General features: G+C 73.3%; 16 protein-coding genes. 9 read left to right on the top strand and 7 right to left on the bottom strand.

Features of this window, described 5'->3' with window-relative positions:
- Nucleotides 1-11: 11 nt before the first annotated feature.
- Complete coding sequence (locus ACWEVS_RS31150) at nucleotides 12-1,172, top strand: NAD(P)-binding domain-containing protein (protein ID WP_449922141.1); 1,161 nt, start codon at nucleotides 12-14, stop codon at nucleotides 1,170-1,172.
- Nucleotides 1,173-1,207: 35 nt separating this feature from the next.
- Complete coding sequence (locus ACWEVS_RS31155) at nucleotides 1,208-3,577, top strand: GEVED domain-containing protein (RefSeq protein ID WP_452554359.1); 2,370 nt, start codon at nucleotides 1,208-1,210, stop codon at nucleotides 3,575-3,577.
- 169 nt (nucleotides 3,578-3,746) lie between these two features.
- Here the strand turns inward: ACWEVS_RS31155 and ACWEVS_RS31160 are convergent, their stop codons facing one another.
- Nucleotides 3,747-4,499: a DUF2127 domain-containing protein gene (locus ACWEVS_RS31160; RefSeq protein WP_449921570.1), complete on the bottom strand. Its 753-nt coding sequence runs from the start codon at nucleotides 4,497-4,499 to the stop codon at nucleotides 3,747-3,749.
- Between the two features lie 178 nt (nucleotides 4,500-4,677).
- Between ACWEVS_RS31160 and lepB the strand changes: the two genes are divergently transcribed.
- From lepB to ACWEVS_RS31190, 6 genes are all read left to right on the top strand, one after another.
- Nucleotides 4,678-5,115 carry a signal peptidase I gene (gene lepB, locus ACWEVS_RS31165; protein WP_354919882.1) on the top strand — a complete coding sequence of 146 codons (438 nt, stop codon included), beginning with the start codon at nucleotides 4,678-4,680 and terminating at the stop codon, nucleotides 5,113-5,115.
- An 11-nt stretch (nucleotides 5,116-5,126) separates the two neighbouring features.
- A complete protein-coding gene (locus ACWEVS_RS31170; RefSeq protein WP_452554335.1) occupies nucleotides 5,127-8,009 on the top strand; it encodes a BTAD domain-containing putative transcriptional regulator in 2,883 nt (960 codons plus the stop codon).
- A gap of 74 nt (nucleotides 8,010-8,083) precedes the next feature.
- Nucleotides 8,084-8,278, top strand: coding sequence for a hypothetical protein (locus ACWEVS_RS31175; RefSeq protein ID WP_452554336.1), 195 nt, complete (start codon nucleotides 8,084-8,086; stop codon nucleotides 8,276-8,278).
- Nucleotides 8,279-8,337: 59 nt separating this feature from the next.
- Nucleotides 8,338-8,859, top strand: coding sequence for a MauE/DoxX family redox-associated membrane protein (locus ACWEVS_RS31180; RefSeq protein WP_354919874.1), 522 nt, complete (start codon nucleotides 8,338-8,340; stop codon nucleotides 8,857-8,859).
- A 14-nt stretch (nucleotides 8,860-8,873) separates the two neighbouring features.
- Nucleotides 8,874-9,368 carry a hypothetical protein gene (locus tag ACWEVS_RS31185; protein ID WP_452413744.1) on the top strand — a complete coding sequence of 165 codons (495 nt, stop codon included), beginning with the start codon at nucleotides 8,874-8,876 and terminating at the stop codon, nucleotides 9,366-9,368.
- Entirely contained in the window at nucleotides 9,365-11,197 is a 1,833-nt protein-coding gene (locus ACWEVS_RS31190) for an ABC transporter ATP-binding protein (RefSeq protein ID WP_452554337.1), read from the top strand. The genes ACWEVS_RS31185 and ACWEVS_RS31190 overlap by 4 nt, the downstream gene beginning before the upstream one ends.
- A 272-nt stretch (nucleotides 11,198-11,469) precedes the next feature.
- Here the strand turns inward: ACWEVS_RS31190 and ACWEVS_RS31195 are convergent, their stop codons facing one another.
- From ACWEVS_RS31195 to ACWEVS_RS31220, 6 genes are all read right to left on the bottom strand, one after another.
- Nucleotides 11,470-11,991 carry an SET domain-containing protein gene (locus ACWEVS_RS31195; RefSeq protein WP_452554338.1) on the bottom strand — a complete coding sequence of 174 codons (522 nt, stop codon included), beginning with the start codon at nucleotides 11,989-11,991 and terminating at the stop codon, nucleotides 11,470-11,472.
- A gap of 165 nt (nucleotides 11,992-12,156) precedes the next feature.
- Entirely contained in the window at nucleotides 12,157-13,032 is an 876-nt protein-coding gene (locus ACWEVS_RS31200; RefSeq protein WP_452554339.1) for an NAD-dependent epimerase/dehydratase family protein, read from the bottom strand.
- Between the two features lie 85 nt (nucleotides 13,033-13,117).
- Nucleotides 13,118-15,919 (bottom strand): LuxR C-terminal-related transcriptional regulator, encoded by a 2,802-nt coding sequence (locus ACWEVS_RS31205; protein ID WP_452554340.1) that lies wholly within the window; start codon nucleotides 15,917-15,919, stop codon nucleotides 13,118-13,120.
- Between the two features lie 65 nt (nucleotides 15,920-15,984).
- A complete protein-coding gene (locus tag ACWEVS_RS31210; RefSeq protein WP_452554341.1) occupies nucleotides 15,985-16,620 on the bottom strand; it encodes an alpha/beta fold hydrolase in 636 nt (211 codons plus the stop codon).
- Nucleotides 16,621-16,723: 103 nt separating this feature from the next.
- Nucleotides 16,724-17,005 (bottom strand): hypothetical protein, encoded by a 282-nt coding sequence (locus tag ACWEVS_RS31215; RefSeq protein WP_354919847.1) that lies wholly within the window; start codon nucleotides 17,003-17,005, stop codon nucleotides 16,724-16,726.
- A 585-nt stretch (nucleotides 17,006-17,590) separates the two neighbouring features.
- Nucleotides 17,591-18,067: a MarR family winged helix-turn-helix transcriptional regulator gene (locus ACWEVS_RS31220; RefSeq protein ID WP_449921600.1), complete on the bottom strand. Its 477-nt coding sequence runs from the start codon at nucleotides 18,065-18,067 to the stop codon at nucleotides 17,591-17,593.
- A gap of 63 nt (nucleotides 18,068-18,130) precedes the next feature.
- Here ACWEVS_RS31220 and ACWEVS_RS31225 point away from each other — a divergent pair, with 63 nt between their 5' ends.
- Entirely contained in the window at nucleotides 18,131-18,538 is a 408-nt protein-coding gene (locus ACWEVS_RS31225; RefSeq protein WP_449921602.1) for a VOC family protein, read from the top strand.
- The last annotated feature ends 154 nt before the right edge of the window (nucleotides 18,539-18,692 follow it).

Consider the following 18,692-nt stretch of genomic DNA (forward strand, 5'->3'; position numbering starts at 1 on the left):
ACGTGGCAATTGTGGGCGCCGGTCCCTATGGACTCTCGGTCGCCACCCACGCGCTGGCGGCGGGTCTCGACGCCCGGGTTTTCGGACGGCCGATGCAGGCATGGGAATGGCACATGCCGCGCGGAATGCTGTTGAAATCCGAGCCGGACGCGTCCCATCTCAGCGACCCCGACCGGCGATACGGCCTCGACGCCTTTCGCCGCTACTCGTATGGCGAGCCCGTCCCGGTGGAGACGTTCATCGCCTACGGCAAATGGTTTCGCGCGCAAACGGTGAAGGACGCGCTCGACGAGTCGACTGTGACCGGCATCGGCACCGAAGGCGGGCTGTTCAGCGTCACGCTGTCGTCCGGCGCCACCCTGCTGGCCAGGACCGTGGTCCTGGCGCTGGGCTTCCTGCCGTTCGCGCACCGGCCCAACGCGCTGGCCCAACTGCCGCCGGAGGTGTCGTCGCACAGTTGCGAGCACCACGACCTGTCGGCCTTCGCCGGCAGGCACGTGGCCGTCGTCGGCGCGGGCCAGTCCGCGCTCGAGACGGCGACGCTGCTCGTGGAGGCAGGGGCGAAGCCGCGTATCGTCGCCAGGACCACGTCGCTGGCGTGGAACGACACGCCCGACGAGCGGCGCTCGGTTCTCACGCGCACGCTGGCGCCCCGCTCGGGCCTCGGCACGGGCTGGCCGTCGTGGGTGTGGTCCGAACTGCCCGGTGCCGTCAGGTACCTGCCGAAGGCGGCCCGCAGCCACATCGTGCGCACCACGCTGGGGCCCGCGGGCTCGTGGTGGCTCAAGGAGCGCTTCGACGGCGCCGTCCCGGTGACGCTGGGCGTGCGGCTGGAGGGCGCTGACCACCGCGACGCCGTACGGCTGCACCTGACCACCGCCAGGGGCACGGTCAAGACGCTGGAGACCGAGCATGTGATCGCCGCGACCGGATACCAGGTCGACGTCGGCAGGATCGACATCCTCGACCCGAACCTGCGCCGCGGCGTCAGCGCGGGCGGGCCGCGGCCGCGGCTGTCACGGACGTTCGAGACCCGGGTGCCCGGCCTCTACATGGTCGGACTGGCCGCCGCCGCCACCTTCGGCCCGGCCATGAGGTTCGTCCACGGCAGCGACTTCGCCGCCAGACGAGTCACCCGCGGACTGGTGAGCCAGGTCCGCAAGTCAACGTGATCCTTTCGGGACAAGAACAGGGAGCGAAATTGGGTGTGCGCGTAATCCTCGCCGGGATGACCGCGGCCTTCGTCGGGGTCACGGGCATCGTTCCCTTCGCATACGCGAGCGGGCGCCCGGCATCGTTCACGAACTCGTCGACCGAGGCCATAGGCGACACGCCCTCGGGCGTGATGGTCACCGTACGCAAGGTGATGGTCAACGGAAGCAAGGTGGGCTCCGCCGAAGTGTCGCTCGCCGACCCGGCGGCCCCGCCCGACGAGTACCTCATGCCCGTCAACGCCAAGGCGGAGGCGGGCATCGTCGACCGCTACGAGAACTTCACGGTCGAGGCCAACGAGTGGAGCGACGTCGCCGAGCTGACGTTCACCTTCTCCAGGCCGGTCCGCGATCCCCGGCTGCACGTCTTCGGCACCGGCGGCAGGGCGGAGGACCTCTCCGGCAGGCGGGACGACTACTGGGCGGGAGTGGAGCTGGTCGGCGGAACACCGACCATGCCCTCCTTCTCCCGCGTGGCGGGCTTCCCCGGCTACGAGGTCACCGGCACCTCGATCGTGCCCGAGCGGGTCTACCGGGTCCACTCCACCACCTGCGGCGTCGTCTACACCTGCGGCACCGTCCAGGTGAACGGCACGGTCACCTCGTTCACGATCCGGCTGCGCGCCCGCAACGTGCGGACCAGGGGCGACGCGGGCACCCCGCACCTGTGGGGCGCCTTCAAGCTGTCGCTGCACGAGGACGACTCCGACGCGCCCTCCTCGTACGGCCCCGCCTCGCACGCCATCACCGACATCTTCATCGGCGAGAACGCGACGGCCGACAACGCCGACACGCTGAGCTTCGAGGCGCGGGCCATCCGAGGGGACGCCGACATCGACGACGCGCTGAGCGGCGACGAGCTCGTCCTCGAGGACGACGCGACGGCGTACTCGCTGACCGTGCCCATCAGGTCGGCTTCGGACGCCGTCCTGGCGGGGTGGATCGACTTCGACCGCGACGGCAGGTTCGACGACGAGGAGCGGGCGCTCGCGGAGGTGGACCGCCGCGACGACAGCGAGACGCTCACCTGGAACCTTCCCGAATCGATGCAGGCCGGCAGCACGTGGATGCGGCTGCGCGTGACCGCCAGGCCCGAAGGGGTGGAGCGGCCGACGGGATGGGCCGACAGCGGAGAGGTGGAGGACTACCGCTTCGACCTGCCGCAGCGCGTGGCCATCACCCCGCAGGCCGACACGCCCGCCGGCACCACGCCGACCATCACCACGGTCGCCGCGCCGGCGGTCGTCCCGCCGACGGCCACTCCGGCGCCGGTCACCCCGGCGGCGGTCAACCCGCCGAAGGCGGTCCCGCCGAAGATGATCAGGCCGAAGCTGGGCATGCCGAAGGTGACCTGGCGGACGGTCAGCCCGGACAAGCGGCAGTGGCCCTCGATACACAGCCGGAAGGACGGCTCCCGGGCCGAGCGGCGCGAGCACGCGACGCGGGGGGCCCGCCGGGCCTGGGCCGAGGGCGACCGGGCGACGCGGAACCGGCGGGCGGGCGACGCCGAGCCGGGCCGCGCCAGGCAGGCGCACGCCCCTGAGCTCCGCCGGGCCTGGGGGGCGCACGACCCCGCACCCGAGCGCGCCAGGCGCGACCGGGCCGGGACCGACCGCGCCGGCCGCGGCCGGGCCACGGACACCAAGAAGCCCTGGGCGACCGCCGCGGCGGAGCGTGAGATGCGGGCCGCGATCAGGGAGGTAAGGAGACAGGCCGCGGCCCAGGCCAGGCGGCAGCGGGCCGGCCAGCAGTCCGGCCAGTCCAGCCAGCAGTCCGGGCAGCAGTCCGGCCAGCAGGCCGAGTCCGGTCAGCAGTCCGGGCAGCAGGCCGACACCGGGCAGCAGTCCGGCACCGGGCAGCAGGCCGAGGACAGGTACCAGCAGGCCGAGTCCGGTCAGCGAGCCGCGGCCTGGAGCGAGCGGACCGCGTCGGAGGCCGTCCACGGGCGGGCGGCGGACCGGCGCACGCGGGCCGAGGCGAACGACGACCTGCTCGACATCACGCGTGACTGGAACGACCGGTTCGGCGCCACGGGCGACGACGACGCGCGGCCCGGCCTCGTGAGCGGCAGGAACAGCCGGCCGACGAGCGACAGGAACGACCAGCCGACGGTCGGCAGGAACGACCAGGCCACCGTGGGCGGGCACGACCAGCCCAACGCCAGGCGGGAACAGGACGACCGGACCAAGACCAGGCGGGAGCGTCAGCGCGAGCGCGACGACGCCAGGCGCGCCCTGGAGCAGTTCCGCCGCCAGCTGGGCGAGTCGCGCAGGCGCGAGACGCCCTGGAAGCCCGCTCAGATCAGGGAACTCGCCAAGGAGGAGCTGAGGCGGCACGTCGCCATCGGCAGGCTTCCCGAGTTCTAGACATGACCGCGACGGGCTCGTCGAGCTCGCCGATCGGCTCCCAGCGAGGCCCGCATTCCGATGCGGGCCTCGCTTCCTTTTCCCCCACGGTTTCCCGCGGGCTTCCCGCGCCCTCTTTCCCACGTCTCCCAGCCCATCGTGCACCTCGCGTCGACCGTCCGGGGCGGGTTCAGCGGGTGCCCGCCGTCTGGACCTCGAGGAGGCTCGCCTCGTGCCGTTCCGCCTCGTGGGCGGCGCGACCCCCGCGCACGCCGAAGAGGCGCTTGGTGACGACGATGTAGGCGACGGCCGCGAGGTTCACGACGAGGAACGTCACCCGGATCCAGGTGATCCGGTGGCTCAGCTCGTAGATCTCCAGCGGGATGAAGACCGAGGTGGCGATCACCGCGAAGTACTCGCCCCACCGCTTGAGCAGCCACAACCCGACGCTCTCGACGACCAGGATCACGCCGTACGCGGTGAGGGCGACGGTCAGCAAGGTCAGCGTCCTCGTGCCGGTCGCCAGCAGCTGGTGCAGGGTGAGGACGAGCTTGGAGTCGGCCAGGCGCCAGCCGAGCCGTTCGGCCAGCGGCATGAGCAGCGGCAGGTACTCCTCGAAGGCCCTGTTGATCGCCTCCTTGCCACCCTTGAAACGCCAGACGCCGTAGGCGGCCAGGAACAGCAGCAGCGCCCTGGCGAACCGTTCGAGCGCGAGGAGCCGGAGGATGGCGGCGTCGCGCAGGGCCCGGCCGCGCAGGACGAGCGGAGCCTCGTCGGCGGGGCCGGTGCCGTGCGGCGGTCCGAGGGTGAAGTCGCCGCAGCGCAGGCAGCGCCACACCTCGCCCAGCGTGGTGTCGGCGCGCAGCCGCCGTCGCAGATGCGGCTCGTCGGGGGCGTAGGTGACGTGACCGCGCCGGCTGCAGGCGCGAAGGCTCCAGTCCATGACGGCAGGCACTCCTCAGCGTGGGACACCTTGTTCCTTCCCGCCGCGGGGCCTTCTACGGGCGACGATCCGCCGCCCGGCCGTACGGGGCGGCGGCATCTTGACATGGCCACGTTCCAACGGAGATCGTTTCGCCTCAGGAATCACCCCTCCCAGGGGCCGACCTCGGAAGAGCGCCATGAAGCTGATCATCGGTGGGTGCGTGCTGGTGGCGATCGCGGGCGCGTTATGGGTGCGAAGGCGCTACGTGGTGGTCACCGTCGAGGGGACCAGCATGCTGCCGACCCTGGCCGACGGCGATCGCGTCCTGGTGCTCAGGCGCCGGATCGACCAGGTCAGCAGGGGTGACGTGGTCGTGCTCGAGCCGCCGCCGACGCCCGCCGAGCCTGGTCCGCCGGGACCGGACGGTCGGCAGTGGAACATCAAGCGTGCCGTCGCGTTGCCCGGCGACCCGGTGCCGCCGGGCATCGACGACAGCGTGACCCGGGTACCGGCCGGCGCGCTGGTCGTCCTCGGCGACAACAGCGACAGCGTCGACTCCCGCCAGCGCGGGTTCTTCGACGCCGACCGGCTGCTCGGCGTCGCGCTGCGCCGGTTTGGCGGACACTCCCGGTAACCGCGGCCATCGTGCGGTTTCGACTTCTCGGCCCGATGCGGATCCAGGTCAACGGGTCCCCGGTCAGGATCACGGCGCCGAAGCAACGGACCGTCCTCGCCATGCTGCTGGCGCGGGCGGGTCACGTCGTCCCCATCAGGTCGCTGGTGGCGGAGGTGTGGGACGAGCAGCCGCCCCGCTCCGCGGTGGCGAACCTGCGCACCTACCTCATGCAGCTGCGCAAGCTGTTGCCGGACGAGGAACGGCTGGTCACCTCGGACGTCGGCTACCTGTTGCACGTCGGGCCGGAGGAGTTCGACCTCTTCGAGTTCGAGGCGCTGTCGGCACGCGGCCGCCAGGCGCTGGCCAGGCGCGACCTGAGCGCCGCCGAGGAGTCCTTCACCCGGGCCCTGGCGCTGTGGGACGGGACGGCGGCCGAGGACGTGCCGCTCGGCCCCACCCTGCGCGAGGTGGTCGCCCGCCTCACCGACCACTACCTGGGCGTGGTGGAGGAACACGCCGACATCCAGCTCGCGCTCGGCAAGAACGCGACGGCGGCGACCCGGTTGCGCGAGGTGATCGGGCAGTATCCGCTGCGGGAGCGGCTGCACGGCCAGCTCATGGTGGCCCTGTACCGCAGCGGCGACGTGGTCGGCGCGCTGGAGGCGTTCGGCGCCGCCCGCCGGGTCCTGGCCGACGAGCTGGGCATCGACCCTGGACCGGACCTTCGCCTGCTGCAGCAGGCGATCCTGCGCAGGGACGCCGGTCTGCTGGCACCGGACCGTGACACGGTGGCCGTCCCGACCGACGACGGGCGCCCGCGTCCCCGCCTGCTGCCGCGGGCGCCGATGGTGTTCGTCGGCCGGGCGGCCGAGCAGGCCCGGCTGCACACCGTCCTGCACGGCGAGGCGGGCCCGTCCGTGGTGACGCTGCACGGCCCCGGCGGCGCGGGCAAGTCGGCGCTCGCGGTGAAGGCGGCGCACCGCGTGGCCGACCACTACCCCGACGGCCAGCTCTACGTCGACCTCCAGGGATCCACACCCGGCCTGCCCCCGTTGCGCCCTGCCGAGGTGCTCGGCCGCTTCCTGCGCGCGCTGGGCGTGCCGCCCGGTGACGTTCCCGCCGCGCCGGCGGAGGCGGCCACCCACTACCAGTCGCTGCTGGCCGACCGGCGGGTCCTGGTCGTCCTCGACAACGCGGTCAGCGCCGCCCAGGTGGCGCCGCTGCTGCCGGCGGGCGAGGGCTGCGCGGCTCTGATCACCAGCCGCGTCGCGCTGACCACCGTGGACGCCGTGCCGATCGCCGTCGGCATGCTCGACGAGGCCGAGTCGGTGCGCCTGCTGACGTTGCTGGCCGGCGAACGGGTGGCCGCCGAGGCGAAGGCTGCCGCGGAGATCGCGTCCTGGTGCGGCTACCACCCCCTGGCGCTGCGCATCGCCGGCGCGCGGCTGGCGGGCCGGCCCGACTGGTCGCTGGCCCGCTTCGGCGAGCGGCTGGGCGACGAGCACCGGCGGCTGGACGAGCTGCAGGCGGCCGACCTGCGGCTGCGCTCCTGTTTCGAGGTCGGGTACGGCACGCTGACGAGCACCGCGAAGGCCGCCTTCCGGCTGTTCGGCGTGCTGGAGGTGCCCGAGGTGGGCGTCGAGCTCGCCGCCGCGCTGATGGACACCGACCGGGCGACGGCGGAGAGCGCGCTGGACGAGCTGATCGAGGCGCGCCTGCTCGATCCGGTCGGTGACGGCCGGTTCCGCATGCACGACCTGCTGCGCCTCTTCGCGGCGGAGCTGGCCGGCGGCCATGACGCGCCGGAGGAGCGCGCGGGTGCGGTCGGACGGGCCCTGGAGTGGTACCTCGACGGCTGCCGCCGGCTGCAGCACGTGTTGCAGCCGCACCTGCTGCCCGCCGTCGAGGGCGCCGACGCCTCCGCCGTCGCCCCGCCGGATCCCGCCGCCGCTGTGCGATGGCTGGACACGGAGCTGCCGTGCCTGGTGGCTGCGGCCGTACAGGCGGTGAAAGAGGACCAGGGCGGCTTCGCCGTCGCGCTGATGCCCCTGATCAAGGCCATCGCGATGAAGAGCGGCTACTGGCGGGAGCTGGAGACCGTCGCGCGGCTGGCCATCGACGTCGCGCGGCGCGAAAGCGACCGCGTCGCGGAGGCGTCCACGCTGGTGACGCTGGGACTGGTGGAGTGGAGGTCCGGCCAGGCCGAGGCGGCGCACGACCTCCTGCGCCGGGCCCTCGATCTCTGGCGCGACCTGGGCAGGCGCGAGGAGGAAGGGCTGGCGCTGCACAACCTCGGCTGGCTGTGCATGCAGACCGGCGAGCTCGACGCGGCCCTCGACCACATCACCGCGGGCCTGCGCCTGCTGGAGGCGCACGGGTCGAACCGCATCGGGCTGGTCACCCACAACCTGGGCGAGGTGCTGCTCCGGCTGGGCCGGTACGCCGAGGCGGCGGACCGCCTCGAAGAGTGCCTGTCCGTCCGGCGCGCCGACCGCGACCTGTACGGCGAGAGCATCACCCTGGCCGCGCTCGGCCGCGCCTACTGCCTGCTCGACCGGCGGGAGAAGGCACTGGAGGTGCTGGCGGAGGCGCTGGCCCGCTGCGAGGAGATCGGCAACAGGGAGGACCAGTGGGAGGTCCTGCTCAGCAGGTCCGAGATCCGGCTGCGGCAGGGTGATCCGGGCGCGGCCGTGGCCGACCTGGCCCGCGTCCTGGAGCTGACCGACCAGATCGGCGACGCGTACGGCCGCGCCGCCGGCACCCGGCAGCTCGCCCGAGCCCGCGCGGCCCTCGGCGACCCGCGCGCCGCGGCGGACGCCGCCAGGGCCGCCGGCCTTTTCGCCGACCTTTTCGCCGACCCGTCGAAGCGCCGCGATCCGGTGCTGGAACGGCTGCTCACCGCCCGGTTGTAGCGCGGCTGTATGGGGCGCTGTATGCCCCGCCCCTAGGTTTCGGCTGACCGCATCGCTAGGAAAGGAGCGAATCCATGACCGCTGTCCTTGGCAGGCTCGGCGACCGGGTTCTTGACAAGCTGGTGCCCAAGGCGTCCGCGAAGGCCGCCTCCGAGTGGTACGTCCACTGCTACTGCAGGGAGCGCTCCGACTACCGCAAGCTCTGCACCAACATCGGCGGCCAGACCTACTGCGGGGCCTGCTACGTGTACAGAACCTGTGGTGGCTAGGTAGGACACGCGGGTCTGGCGGCGGTGTCCGCCGCCAGACCAGGCGACGAGGTGACGACGTGCTGTATCTCATGATCGCCTGTCGGGCCCTGCTGGCCGCCGTCTTCACGATCGCACTCGTGGGGAAGATCCGCGGCCGGGCGGCGTTCGACGAGTTCGCGGCCTCCATCGTGGCGCTCGGGATCCTTCCGCGAGGCGGGTCGGCGGTGGCCGCGCACGCGCTCGTGGCGGCCGAGGCCGTGGTGGTCCTCCTGCTGGCGCTCCCGCCGGCCGTACCGCTGGGGTTCGCGGCCGCCGTCGGGGCGCTCACCGTGCTGACCGGCGGCATCCTGGCCGCCCTGCGCCGAGGACGGCAGGCGCCGTGCCGGTGCTTCGGCGCCTCCGCCACGCCGCTCGGCCGGGTGCACGTGGTGCGCAACCTCGTCCTGGCCGCCCTCGGGGGCGTCGGGCTCACCGCCTGGATCACGGCCGGGACGTCCGCGCCGCATCCGGCCGGTGTCGTCCTCGCGCTCGTCGCGGCCGGCGTGGGCGCCCTGCTCGTGGTGCGCCTCGACGACCTGATGGAGCTGTTCACCGTCTGAAGTGAGGTTGTCCGATGCCTTTCCTGGTTGCCGCCGTCGTGCTCGTCGGCGTCCTGTGCCTGTTCAACCTGCTGCTCACCCTGGGGGTGCTGCGCCGGCTCCGCGAGCACACCGCCGAGCTGGAACGGCTGGCGGGGCGTTCGATGCTCATGGCGTACGACCCCGGCGTGCTGGTCGGCCGCACGCTGCCCGAGGTCGCCGCGGGGGCGCGACTGGTGGGCTTCTTCGACGTCGGCTGCAGCACGTGCCACGAGCGGGCGCCGCAGTTCGCCGAGGCGGCGGGCAAGCAGCCCGCCCTGGCGGTCATCAGCGGCGCCGGCGCGAAGGTCGACGACCTGCTCGCCGTACTGGGCGGCGCGGCGAGCGTGATCACGGGCGCCGATGCCGACCGCATCGGGCACGCGCTCGGCATCGAGGCGTTCCCCACGTTCCTGCGCGCCGAGGAGGGCACGGTCGTGGCCGCGCACACGGAACTCGCCGAGCTCACCGCCATGGCGCCGGCGACGTGATCGCGGAACGGCTGCGCGGCGCCGCCGCCCTGGGGGCGCTGTGCTGGCGGGCCGGACCGGTGCTGGCGGTGTCGCAGCTGGCGGCCACCATCGCGGCCGGGCTGCTGCCCACGGGCACCGTGTGGATGACCAAGGAGCTCGTCGACGGGCTGGCGGCGGGTCTCGCGGAACGGGTGGCGGGACCGGTCGCCGGCCTCGTCGCGCTCGGCATGGCCGCGGGAGTGCTGCCGCACGTCACGGGATACCTGCGGGCCGAATCTGACCGCCGGCTCGACCTGTTGCTGCAGGACCGCCTGTACACGAGGGTGAACGGGTTCCAGGGGCTGTCGCGGTTCGAGGACCCGGCCTTCCTCGACGAGCTGCGGATGGCCACGCAGGCCACCGGTGGCGCGATGGGGCCGATCACCTCGGGCCTGTTCGACCTCGGGCGCAACGTCATCACCCTGGCCGGACTGCTGGGCGCGCTGGCCGTGCTGAGCCCTCTGATGGCGGTACTGGTCGCGGTCGCCGCGCTGCCCACCCTCGCGGCCAGGATGTCCCTGGAGAAGCGGCGGGCCGCGATGATCGCCGGACAGTCGGCGGCGGCCCGGCGGCAGATCTTCTACTCCTCGCTGATCACCGACGTGCAGGCGGCCAAGGAGGTGCGCCTGTTCGGGCTCGGCGACTTCCTCAGGCGCCGGGTGATCGGCGAGCTGACCACCATGCAGGCGGGCGAGCGGCGGCTGGACCGGCGGGAGGCGCTCACGCAGTCGTCACTGGCGGCCCTGTCCGCCCTGGTCAGCGGCACCGGACTGGTGTGGGCGGGGTACGCGGCCCTGGCCGGACGGCTGACCCTGGGCGACGTCACGGCGTTCGCCGCGGCCGTCGCCGGCACCCAGGCCGCGCTGGTCGCCACCGTGGAGAACGCGGCCAACGCCGGCCACGCGCTGCTCCTGTTCGGCCACCACGAGCGGGTGATGTCACTGCCCGACGACCTCCCTGCGCCGCGCCGGCCCGCGACGCTGCCGGCGCTCCGGCGCGGCATCGAGCTGCGCGACGTGTGGTTCCGCTACGACGAGAGCCACCCCTGGGTGCTGCGCGGCGTCGACCTCACGATCCCCCACGGCGCCTCGGTCGCGCTGGTGGGGCTCAACGGAGCCGGCAAGAGCACCCTCATCAAGCTGCTGTGCCGCTTCTACGACCCGGTCCGCGGGACGATCCTCTGGGACGGCGTGGACATCCGCGACGTACCGCCGGCCGAGCTGCGCGCCAGGATGGGCGTGCTCTTCCAGGACTACATGAGCTACGACCTCACCGCGGCGGAGAACATCGGCGTCGGCGAGCTCGCGGCGATGTCCGACCGGGCCAGGATCGAGGCCGCCGCCGAGGCGGCGGGAGCCGGCGAGACCGTGCGGGCCCTGCCGCAGGGGTACGACACGATGCTGAGCCGCATCTTCTTCGGGCCGGAGGACGACGCCGGCGTGGTGCTGTCCGGAGGGCAGTGGCAGCGGTTCGCGCTGGCCCGCGCGCTGGTGCGCGAGCACCGCGACCTGCTCATCCTCGACGAGCCCAGTTCGGGACTCGACCCGGAGGCCGAGTACGAGGTGCACCGGCGGCTGCGCGAACATCGGGCGGGGCGCACCAGCCTGCTCGTCTCCCACCGGCTCGGCGCGGTACGGGACGCCGACCTCATCGTGGTGCTCGGCGACGGCCGGATCGCCGAGCAGGGCACCCACGCCGACCTCATCGCCGCGAGCAACGGCTACGCCCGGCTGTTCGAGACCCAGGCCAGCGGCTACCGCGCCGAGGACGAGTCGGCGGCCGACCAGGCGACCTTCGCAGCCGGCTGAGCCCCCTGCCCGCGCCACTCCCGACAAACTGCCTCGTCCGCCGTGAAGAACACGCGCACGACGAACGCCGGCTCGGCCTCGGCCGGCGGCCCGGACTCGATCCGGCGTAGCTCGCCTTCCGAGATCTCCATGAGGCGGCAGTATGCAGCACGCCGCGCGTTCTCGAGCTTGTCGGCGGGGTGGGCGACACGGGGTGGCCGATGTGCCGGATATGGGCCTCGGCGACGGCGGGCTGCCGTTCCAGGCATTGAGGTGGTGGAAACGACGGTTCGTCATCGAAGCGCGCCGGGCTCGCTCTGCGCGATGCGGCGTAGCAGCGGCGTCACCCAGTGGGTTCCGTAAGCGCGCCGCAGGCGGGCGAGTCGCCAGTCGCCGCCGGTGACCGTACCGCGGCACAGAGGGCTCAGGCACCGGCACGGCATGGCCCAGGTGTCCGTTCCGCTGTGGGTGGCGTAGTCGAGGGAGAGCTCCTCGCCGGGCATGACGCGCCTGCGCGCGACCACCGTGGTGGAATCGTCGTGCCAGAGGTTCGGGTCGCACGAGTGGTTGCCGTAGCGGACCGGATGGCCGGGGTCAAGGAGCAGGTGGACGCCTTCCTCGACGGTCAGGCTGCTGTAGGGCGGGGTCAGGCCGGCCAGGGTCACGTCGTCGATGACCTGTCCGCCGAGCCGCATGACGAGGTCCCCTGGGCCGATCTCCGCGGTGGCGAAGAGCCCGAGTCCCTCGACAGGCGAGGGACGGACCTCCGCGCTCGGTGTGAGCCAGCACGTGGCCGGGTAGCGGTTCGTGACCATCCGGGCGATCCTCCCTTGCGACGGTGGGACTCGGGGCCTCCGCGGGTGCCGCGGATCCGGCACCTCCACCACACCGGAGGTGTCTTCGCCGATCAAGTCCCACCGTTGACGACGCCTGTGATCAATCCAGCCGGCCCGCAGCGGGAGCGTGGCGAGCAGCGGTGCTCACCCGGCGTAGGAGCCGCTGGTCAGGTCCGTGGTGACGTACGGCCGGCTCGGCCGCCATCCCAGCTCGTCCCACGCCCGCCTGCCGGAGACGGTCTGGTCCAGGGCCAGCGCCTGGGCGAACGGCACGCCCAGCGTCTCGGCGGCCTGCTCGACCGGCCACGGCTCGGCCCTGCCGGTTCCGCCCGCGGCCAGGTCGGCGGCGGCGGCCAGGGCGGCGGCCGGCACCGCCTCCAGCGCGATGCCGTGCAGCACGCTGCCCGCGGAGCCCTTCTCCAGCACCAGCCCGTACAGCGCGGCCAGGTCGTCCACGTGCACCATCGGCCAGCGCGTCCCCGCCGAGCCCACATACCGCCCGTGGCCGTGCTCCCTGGCCCAGGCCACCATCAGCGCGGGAATGCCGCCGCCGTTGCCGTAGGCGATGCCGGGCCGGATCACCGCGGAGCGCACGTCATCCGCCGCCGCGGCCAGCACCCGCTGCTCGATGCGCGGACGGTAGCCCACGATGTCGATCGCGTTCGTCGCCGAGCCCTCGTCCGCGACTCGGTCGCCGGTCTCGCCCAGCACCCACACGCCGCTGGTGTAGACGAACGCCCGTCCGGTGCCCCGCAGCCGATCCAGCAGGGCGTCGACGGCGGCGGCGTCCACCGCCTCCTCGCCGGTCGGTGTCGCGATGTTCAGCACCGCGTCGATGTCCTCCGTCACCGCGGCCCGCAGCGAGCCGGGGTCGGACAGATCACCCACGCGTGTCCCCACCTGGGTCGCCGCGGGGTCGTCGGCCTGCACGAACGGCACCACCTCGTGGCCGTCCTGCCGCAGCCGCCGCACCGCGGCCTTGCCGATGTAACCCGTCGCACCCAGCACCAGAACCTTCACGGGTCCTCCCCTTCGCGTCGTTGATCGAACGGAGGCGACGCTACGGGCGCGGGGGGATGACCCGGATCTGCCGAATGACCGGGTTCTATGCCAGGTCGAGCCGCGCCAGCGCGGCCCGGCCGGTCACGCCGAGCTTGGGATAGGCGTTGGACAGGTGGTAGCCGACGGTCCGCGGGCTGAGGAACAGCTGGGCGCCGATGTCGCGGTTCGTCATCCCGGTCGCGGCCAGCCGTACCACCTGCAGCTCCTGCGCGGTCAGCCGGGCGGCGGGATCCACGCTGCCCGGCGCCTGCACCGTGGTGGTGCCGGCGGCCCGCAGCTCGCTCCTGGCCCGGTCGGCCCACGGCGTGGCGCGCATCCGCTCGAACGACTCCAACGCCGATGCCAGCGCCTCGCGGGCGGTCGCGCGGCGCTTGGCGCGCCGCAGCCACTCGCCGTGGAGGAGTCGCGTGCGCGCCTGTTCGAACGGGCGGCCGTCCCCCTCGTGGACGGCCAGCGCGGCCTCGAAGAGCGGCCCGGCCTCCTCGCCCGGTTCGAGCAGGGCACGGCAGCGCAGCGCCACGGCCCGCGCCCAGGGCGTCCTGATGCTCGCCGCCCACTGCCGGAACCGGTCGCAGGCTTGGCGCGCCTCGGCGGCCCTGCCCAGCCGGGCGGCCGCCTCCACCTGCTCCGGCAGACTGTGGAGGGCGATCACGGTGTGCCGGTCGGCGCCGGCGGCGACACCGGCGAGCCGCGGCAGCGCGGACTCGTACCGGCCGAGACCGAGATCGAGCAGGCCCAGGGCATACGCGTGCCAGGTGGGGTTCGGCGGGATGCCGTGTGACAGGTCGTCGCCGACGGGCCGGCGACAGCCGTCCTGGTCGCCCGCGAGCGCGGACAGGACGGCGAGCACCGCGCTGAGCATCGCGACGTAGTGGTGCTGCCCGGTGTCGCGGGCGATCTCCAGCCCCTCCATGGCGGTCGCGTAGGCGTCGCGGTGCCTGCCCAGGAACAGCCGGCAGCGCGCCAGCCGCAGCAGCACCCTGGGCAGCACGCCGAGCGCGCCCTGTTCGCGGCACTCCTGGTCCAGCGCGACGGCCTGCTCGTGGACGCCTGCGTAGTCGCCGAGCAGCATCTCCCATCCCTGCAGCCGGGAGTGGTCGGACAGGCTGCGGTCCTGGCGGGTGGCCGCGACGTGGCCGGTGAACTCCCGTAGCGCGGCGACGCCACCGGCGAGATCCCCCGTGGCGAGCCCGAGCAGCCCGGCCGCGCCCCTGCGCAGGGCGCCGTCCCCCACGTCCGGGTCGGGCAGCCTGAGGGCGGTGCCCGCGGCGGCCGTGGCCGGGTCGGGCAGCGTCGCGGCGGTGCCTGCGGCGGGGTCGGGCAGTCTGGCGGCGGTGTCCGTGGCGGCCGTGGCCGGGTCGGGTGTGTCCCAGGCCGCGGCCATCGCCTCGAAGGCCATCATCCGGCCCGCCGTGGAGTCGAGCGTCATGACCTCCCGTGCCGCGTCGATGAGCAGCAGGCGGGCCACCTCGGGCCGGCCCTTGGCGTGTTCCCTGCCGGCCCGGATCGCGGCCAGGCGGGCCAGCTGAGAAGGGTCACGCACGTGTGCCGCCGCGGCGTCAGCCAGCGCGGCGGCGTGCTCGATCTGGCCGGCGTCGTGGGCGGCCAGCGCCGCGGCGGCCAGGCGACCGGCGCGGATGTCGAGGTCCTCCGTCAGCTGGGCGGCGCGACGGTAGGCGGCGGCGACCGCGGCCAGGCCGCCACGCGACCTGAACAGCTCCGCGTTGCGTGCCAGCTCGGCCGCGACCTCCTCGTCGTAGCCGGCGGTCGCGGCGGCCAGATGCCAGGCCCGGCGGCCCGCGTCCCGACCGGCGCCCATCGCCTCGGCCAGCGCCCGGTGGGCGGCCATGCGCTGTGCCAGCGGGGCGCCCTGGTAGGCGGCGGCCCGTACCAGAGGGTGGCGGAACGCCACGTGTCCGTCCGCCGGCCGGATCAGCGCGGCCTCGGCCGCGGGCTCGAGATCCGTGGCCGCGGCGCCCATCAGCTGCCCGGCGCGCAGGACCATCGCCAGGTCGCCGGTGTCGTCCGCCGCCGTGATCGTCAGCAGGGCGCGCGCCGGGGCGGGCAGTGCGGCGATCCGCTCGTCGAAGATCCGCCGGACCCGCCAGGAGACCGGCAGGACAGCGATCTCCTGCTCGTCGACCGGTTCGCGCCCGTCACGCTGGGCGGGGGTGAGCGCGTCCGCCAGCTCCACCAGGGCGAGCGGATTGCCCCGCGCCTGCGCCAGCATCCGGCGGCGTACGGCGGCGTCCAGGTCAGGGGCGTGGTCGGCGAGCAGCGCGACCGCCGCCTCGTCGGTCAGCGGGTCCAGCCGCAGCACCGGCAGGCCCGGCCCGTCGAAGACCATGGAGCCGTCACGGGCGGCGAAGATCATGGTCACCGGCTCCGCGCCCAGCCGGCTCGCCGCGAACACCAGCGCCTGCGCCGATTCGAGGTCGAGCCAGTGCGCGTCGTCGACCAGCACCAGCACCGGCAGGTCCGCGGCCAGCTCGCTGAGCAGCGTGAGCGTGGCGGCGCCGACCAGGAAGCGGTCGGCGCCCGAGCCCCCCGGCAGATCGATCGCCGCGCGCAGCGCCAGGGCCTGCCGTTCCGGCAGCCGGTCGACCAGCCCCGGCACCTCCCGCAACAGCACCTGGAGACCGGCGTAGGGCAGCTCGGCCTCCGACTCGACGCCCGTCGCGCGCAGCAGCCGGACCTCCCCCGCGGCGCCGGGAACCGACTCCAGCAGGGCGGTCTTGCCCGTGCCCAGGTCCCCGCGGATCACCACGGCGCCGCCGTGACCGGCCCGCGCCCGCGAAAGAACCTCTCCCAGGACGGCCAGCTCGGCGGATCTCCCCCTCAACACGGTCGCCCACCCTACCCAGCGGGTGTCCGGCAGGAACTCGTGCCCGCCGTGCCGGCGGCCCCGTTTCACGAGGGTTCACGAGGGTTCACGAGGGTGAAGGCGTGCCGCTCCGCTGACGGGCCTGCTCGACGACATCGCGAATCGCGTCGATGACGAGCCGTGGCCGGTTGTTGTGGATGTTGTGGTCGCTGTCGGTCTTCGTGACGTGCCTCGCGCCGGGGAACTCCCGGGCGAGAGCTCGCTGGGACGCCACTTGTGCCCGCCAGAAGACGCCCGGATAGTCGGCCGGTGCCCCCGGCAGGCAGGCGGGCACGGAAGGCGTCGGCGTCGAAGGTGTCTCCCGACAGCACGACCACGGACATCCTCGGTGGCGGAGGCGCCGCGCGAACCTGGTCGAAGACGGTCGCGGGGTCCTGCCTCTCGACGTCCTTCCACTGGGCGACGCGCTTGCCGTCGTCGTTCCGGATCAGCGCGAGGAAGGTGTCGAACTGCTCAGGCGTGAGCTCCGACTGCAGGAACTCCGACTCCGCGTCGACGAGGACGAGACCCGACACCTCGTGCGGGTACTCGCCGGCGTAGATCCTGACGATCGGACCGCCCGCCGACCAGCCGACAAGCACGTAGGGACCGGGCACTCGCGCCGCCTCCAGCAGTGCGTGCAGGTCGGCGACATCGCCCTTCGAGGTGGTGGGCTGCGGCACCGGCCCAGGCCGAGTGATCCTCTTCGCGGACCGGCGCGGCGACGACTCGATCCCTTCTTCCTCATCGGCCCTCCTGCCGGGAACGGTCACGCGGACCGCGCCTTCATTCGGCCCGAGCGGCGATCCGCAGTTGCTTCTCGGCGTCCACCATCGAGGGCACGGTGCCCCACCACGGCAGGTCACGGAGGACGCCCAGCAGGCGCAGCCGTTCAGCGCGGGCCTCAAGGAGGTCGGCCATCGCCAGCGGCTCGAACGTGGCCCTGCCTTCGGCCACGTCGACGGACGACGGCATCGCGGCGGTGAGTTCCCTGACCCGGTCGTCGGCGGCGTCGTACGCCCTCCGGGCTTCGATCACGTCTTCGGGCAGCTCGAGGTCGGCCATCATTCCCCCAGGTCACAGCGCGGATTATGCGCCAGATCCTAGGACCGCGACAAGCTGGGACAACATCCGTCCCAACACCTCAAAAGGTAAAGTTTGGCTCCCGTACGGCGTGCGGCATCAGAAGCCCCAGCCGCACAGGGGCAGCGTCCGTCCCACAGGTGTCACGCTCAGGGCCTCGATCGGCGCCGCGGGGGCGGGGTTCCCGAGGGAGCGGCCCGCGCGGGCGTCCGGCGCCGGGTCCGTCAGGCATCGCGAAAGCCGCCGTCAAGTCACATAAGCCCAGGTGAAACCGGGTTCCCGTACACATGAGACTTACCAGCGAACCAGGCACGAAAGGTATGTCTCATGGAGTGCACGTTCTGGCTTCGCCTCCGCGACCGCGACAGCCGCTGCGGCTTTCACCGCGCCCGCCGCCACGGCCGGGTGGGGCCGTCCGGGTGGGTCGCGCGCGCCACGTCCGGCGGCTTCGGCTGCCCGACGTAGCGCCCGACGCCGCCCCGGAAGCGGAGCCACGCGCGGCCGTTCCGAGGGACACGACGCGTCGTAGGCGGGCCGTACAGCGGGCGGCAGGTGGCCATCCGGGCCGCTTCAGTGCCGATCCGCCCTTGCGTCGGGCCGGCGTGTCGCCGTGAACACCTTGAGCAGCAGCCCGTGCAACTGGGCTCGTTCGTCCGTCGTCAAGGGGGCCAGCACGTCGTCCTGGATGGTGCGGGCCTCGTGGACGAGCTCCTCCAGGGCGCGGCGTCCCGCATCGGTCAGGCCGACCGAGACCCGCCGCCGGTCGGTGACGTCGCGTGCGCGTGTCAGGTAGTCGAGGGCGGCCAGCTGCTCGACGACCTTGGCCATGTCGCTCGGGTCGACGGAAAGGCGTGCGCACAGGCCGCGTTGCGTGTGGGGGCCGAAGTCGGCGAGCGCGGCCAGTACGGCCATGTGCCAGAGGCGAAGGCCGCGGGAAGCGAGCCGGTCGGCTACGCGGCCCCGCGCCGCCTTGCCGGTCAGCGACAGCAGGTAGGTGCTGAGGCCGAGCAGCGTGGGCGGGAGCGCGTCCGGCGTTTCTGTTCCCATGGCGACATTGTAGGTGTCGACCTATAGTGGGTGCAGACCCACTATTTGAAAGGTAGGCCGCCCATGGACGCGCTGCATCCCCGTCTCCTGGTCGACGACTTCGCCACCGCTTTCAGGTTCTACGACGCCGTGCTACCGGAGCTCGTCGGCGCGCGGCGCGTCAGGGGCACCGCGGCGGGGCCGTATGCGAACTGGGACGTCGGTGAGGAGGGCGTCCTCGTGTTGTTCGACCGGGCATCCCTGGCCGAGGTGGCGGGCACCGCCCACCTCCCCTCCAAGAGCGCGCCGGCGCAGGACGCGGTGATGTTCGTGTGCCGGGTCGACGACGTGGACGAAGGGCTGGCCCTGTGCCTGACGCACGGCGCCGCACAGGTCGTACCACCCACGGACCGGCCCGCCTGGGGACCGAATCTCCGGACCGCTCACCTACGCGACCCGGCCGGCACCCTGATCGAACTCCAGTCGTACTGAGGACGTTTCTCGTGCCGCCCGGCGGCTCCGTCCCGGCGACGCGACCGTGAAGCTGGGAGTCCGAAGTCCATGGCCGACCGCGCCATGCCTGGACGCGGAAACACGAACGCCCCGAAGTGATTCGCTTCGGGGCGTTCGCGCGGCTCGGGAATGC

The organism is Nonomuraea sp. NPDC003754 (assembly GCF_053605785.1).

Bases quoted from the DNA above. Each gene is read 5' to 3' on its own strand.
- ACWEVS_RS31220 (WP_449921600.1), bottom strand. From the start codon at position 18,067: ATGGGAACAGAAACGCCGGACGCGCTCCCGCCCACGCTGCTCGGCCTC.
- ACWEVS_RS31185 (WP_452413744.1), top strand. From the start codon at position 8,874: ATGCCTTTCCTGGTTGCCGCCGTCGTGCTCGTCGGCGTCCTGTGCCTG.
- ACWEVS_RS31160 (WP_449921570.1), bottom strand. From the start codon at position 4,499: ATGGACTGGAGCCTTCGCGCCTGCAGCCGGCGCGGTCACGTCACCTAC.
- ACWEVS_RS31175 (WP_452554336.1), top strand. From the start codon at position 8,084: ATGACCGCTGTCCTTGGCAGGCTCGGCGACCGGGTTCTTGACAAGCTG.
- ACWEVS_RS31195 (WP_452554338.1), bottom strand. From the start codon at position 11,991: ATGGTCACGAACCGCTACCCGGCCACGTGCTGGCTCACACCGAGCGCG.
- ACWEVS_RS31215 (WP_354919847.1), bottom strand. From the start codon at position 17,005: ATGATGGCCGACCTCGAGCTGCCCGAAGACGTGATCGAAGCCCGGAGG.
- ACWEVS_RS31225 (WP_449921602.1), top strand. From the start codon at position 18,131: ATGGACGCGCTGCATCCCCGTCTCCTGGTCGACGACTTCGCCACCGCT.
- lepB (WP_354919882.1), top strand. From the start codon at position 4,678: ATGAAGCTGATCATCGGTGGGTGCGTGCTGGTGGCGATCGCGGGCGCG.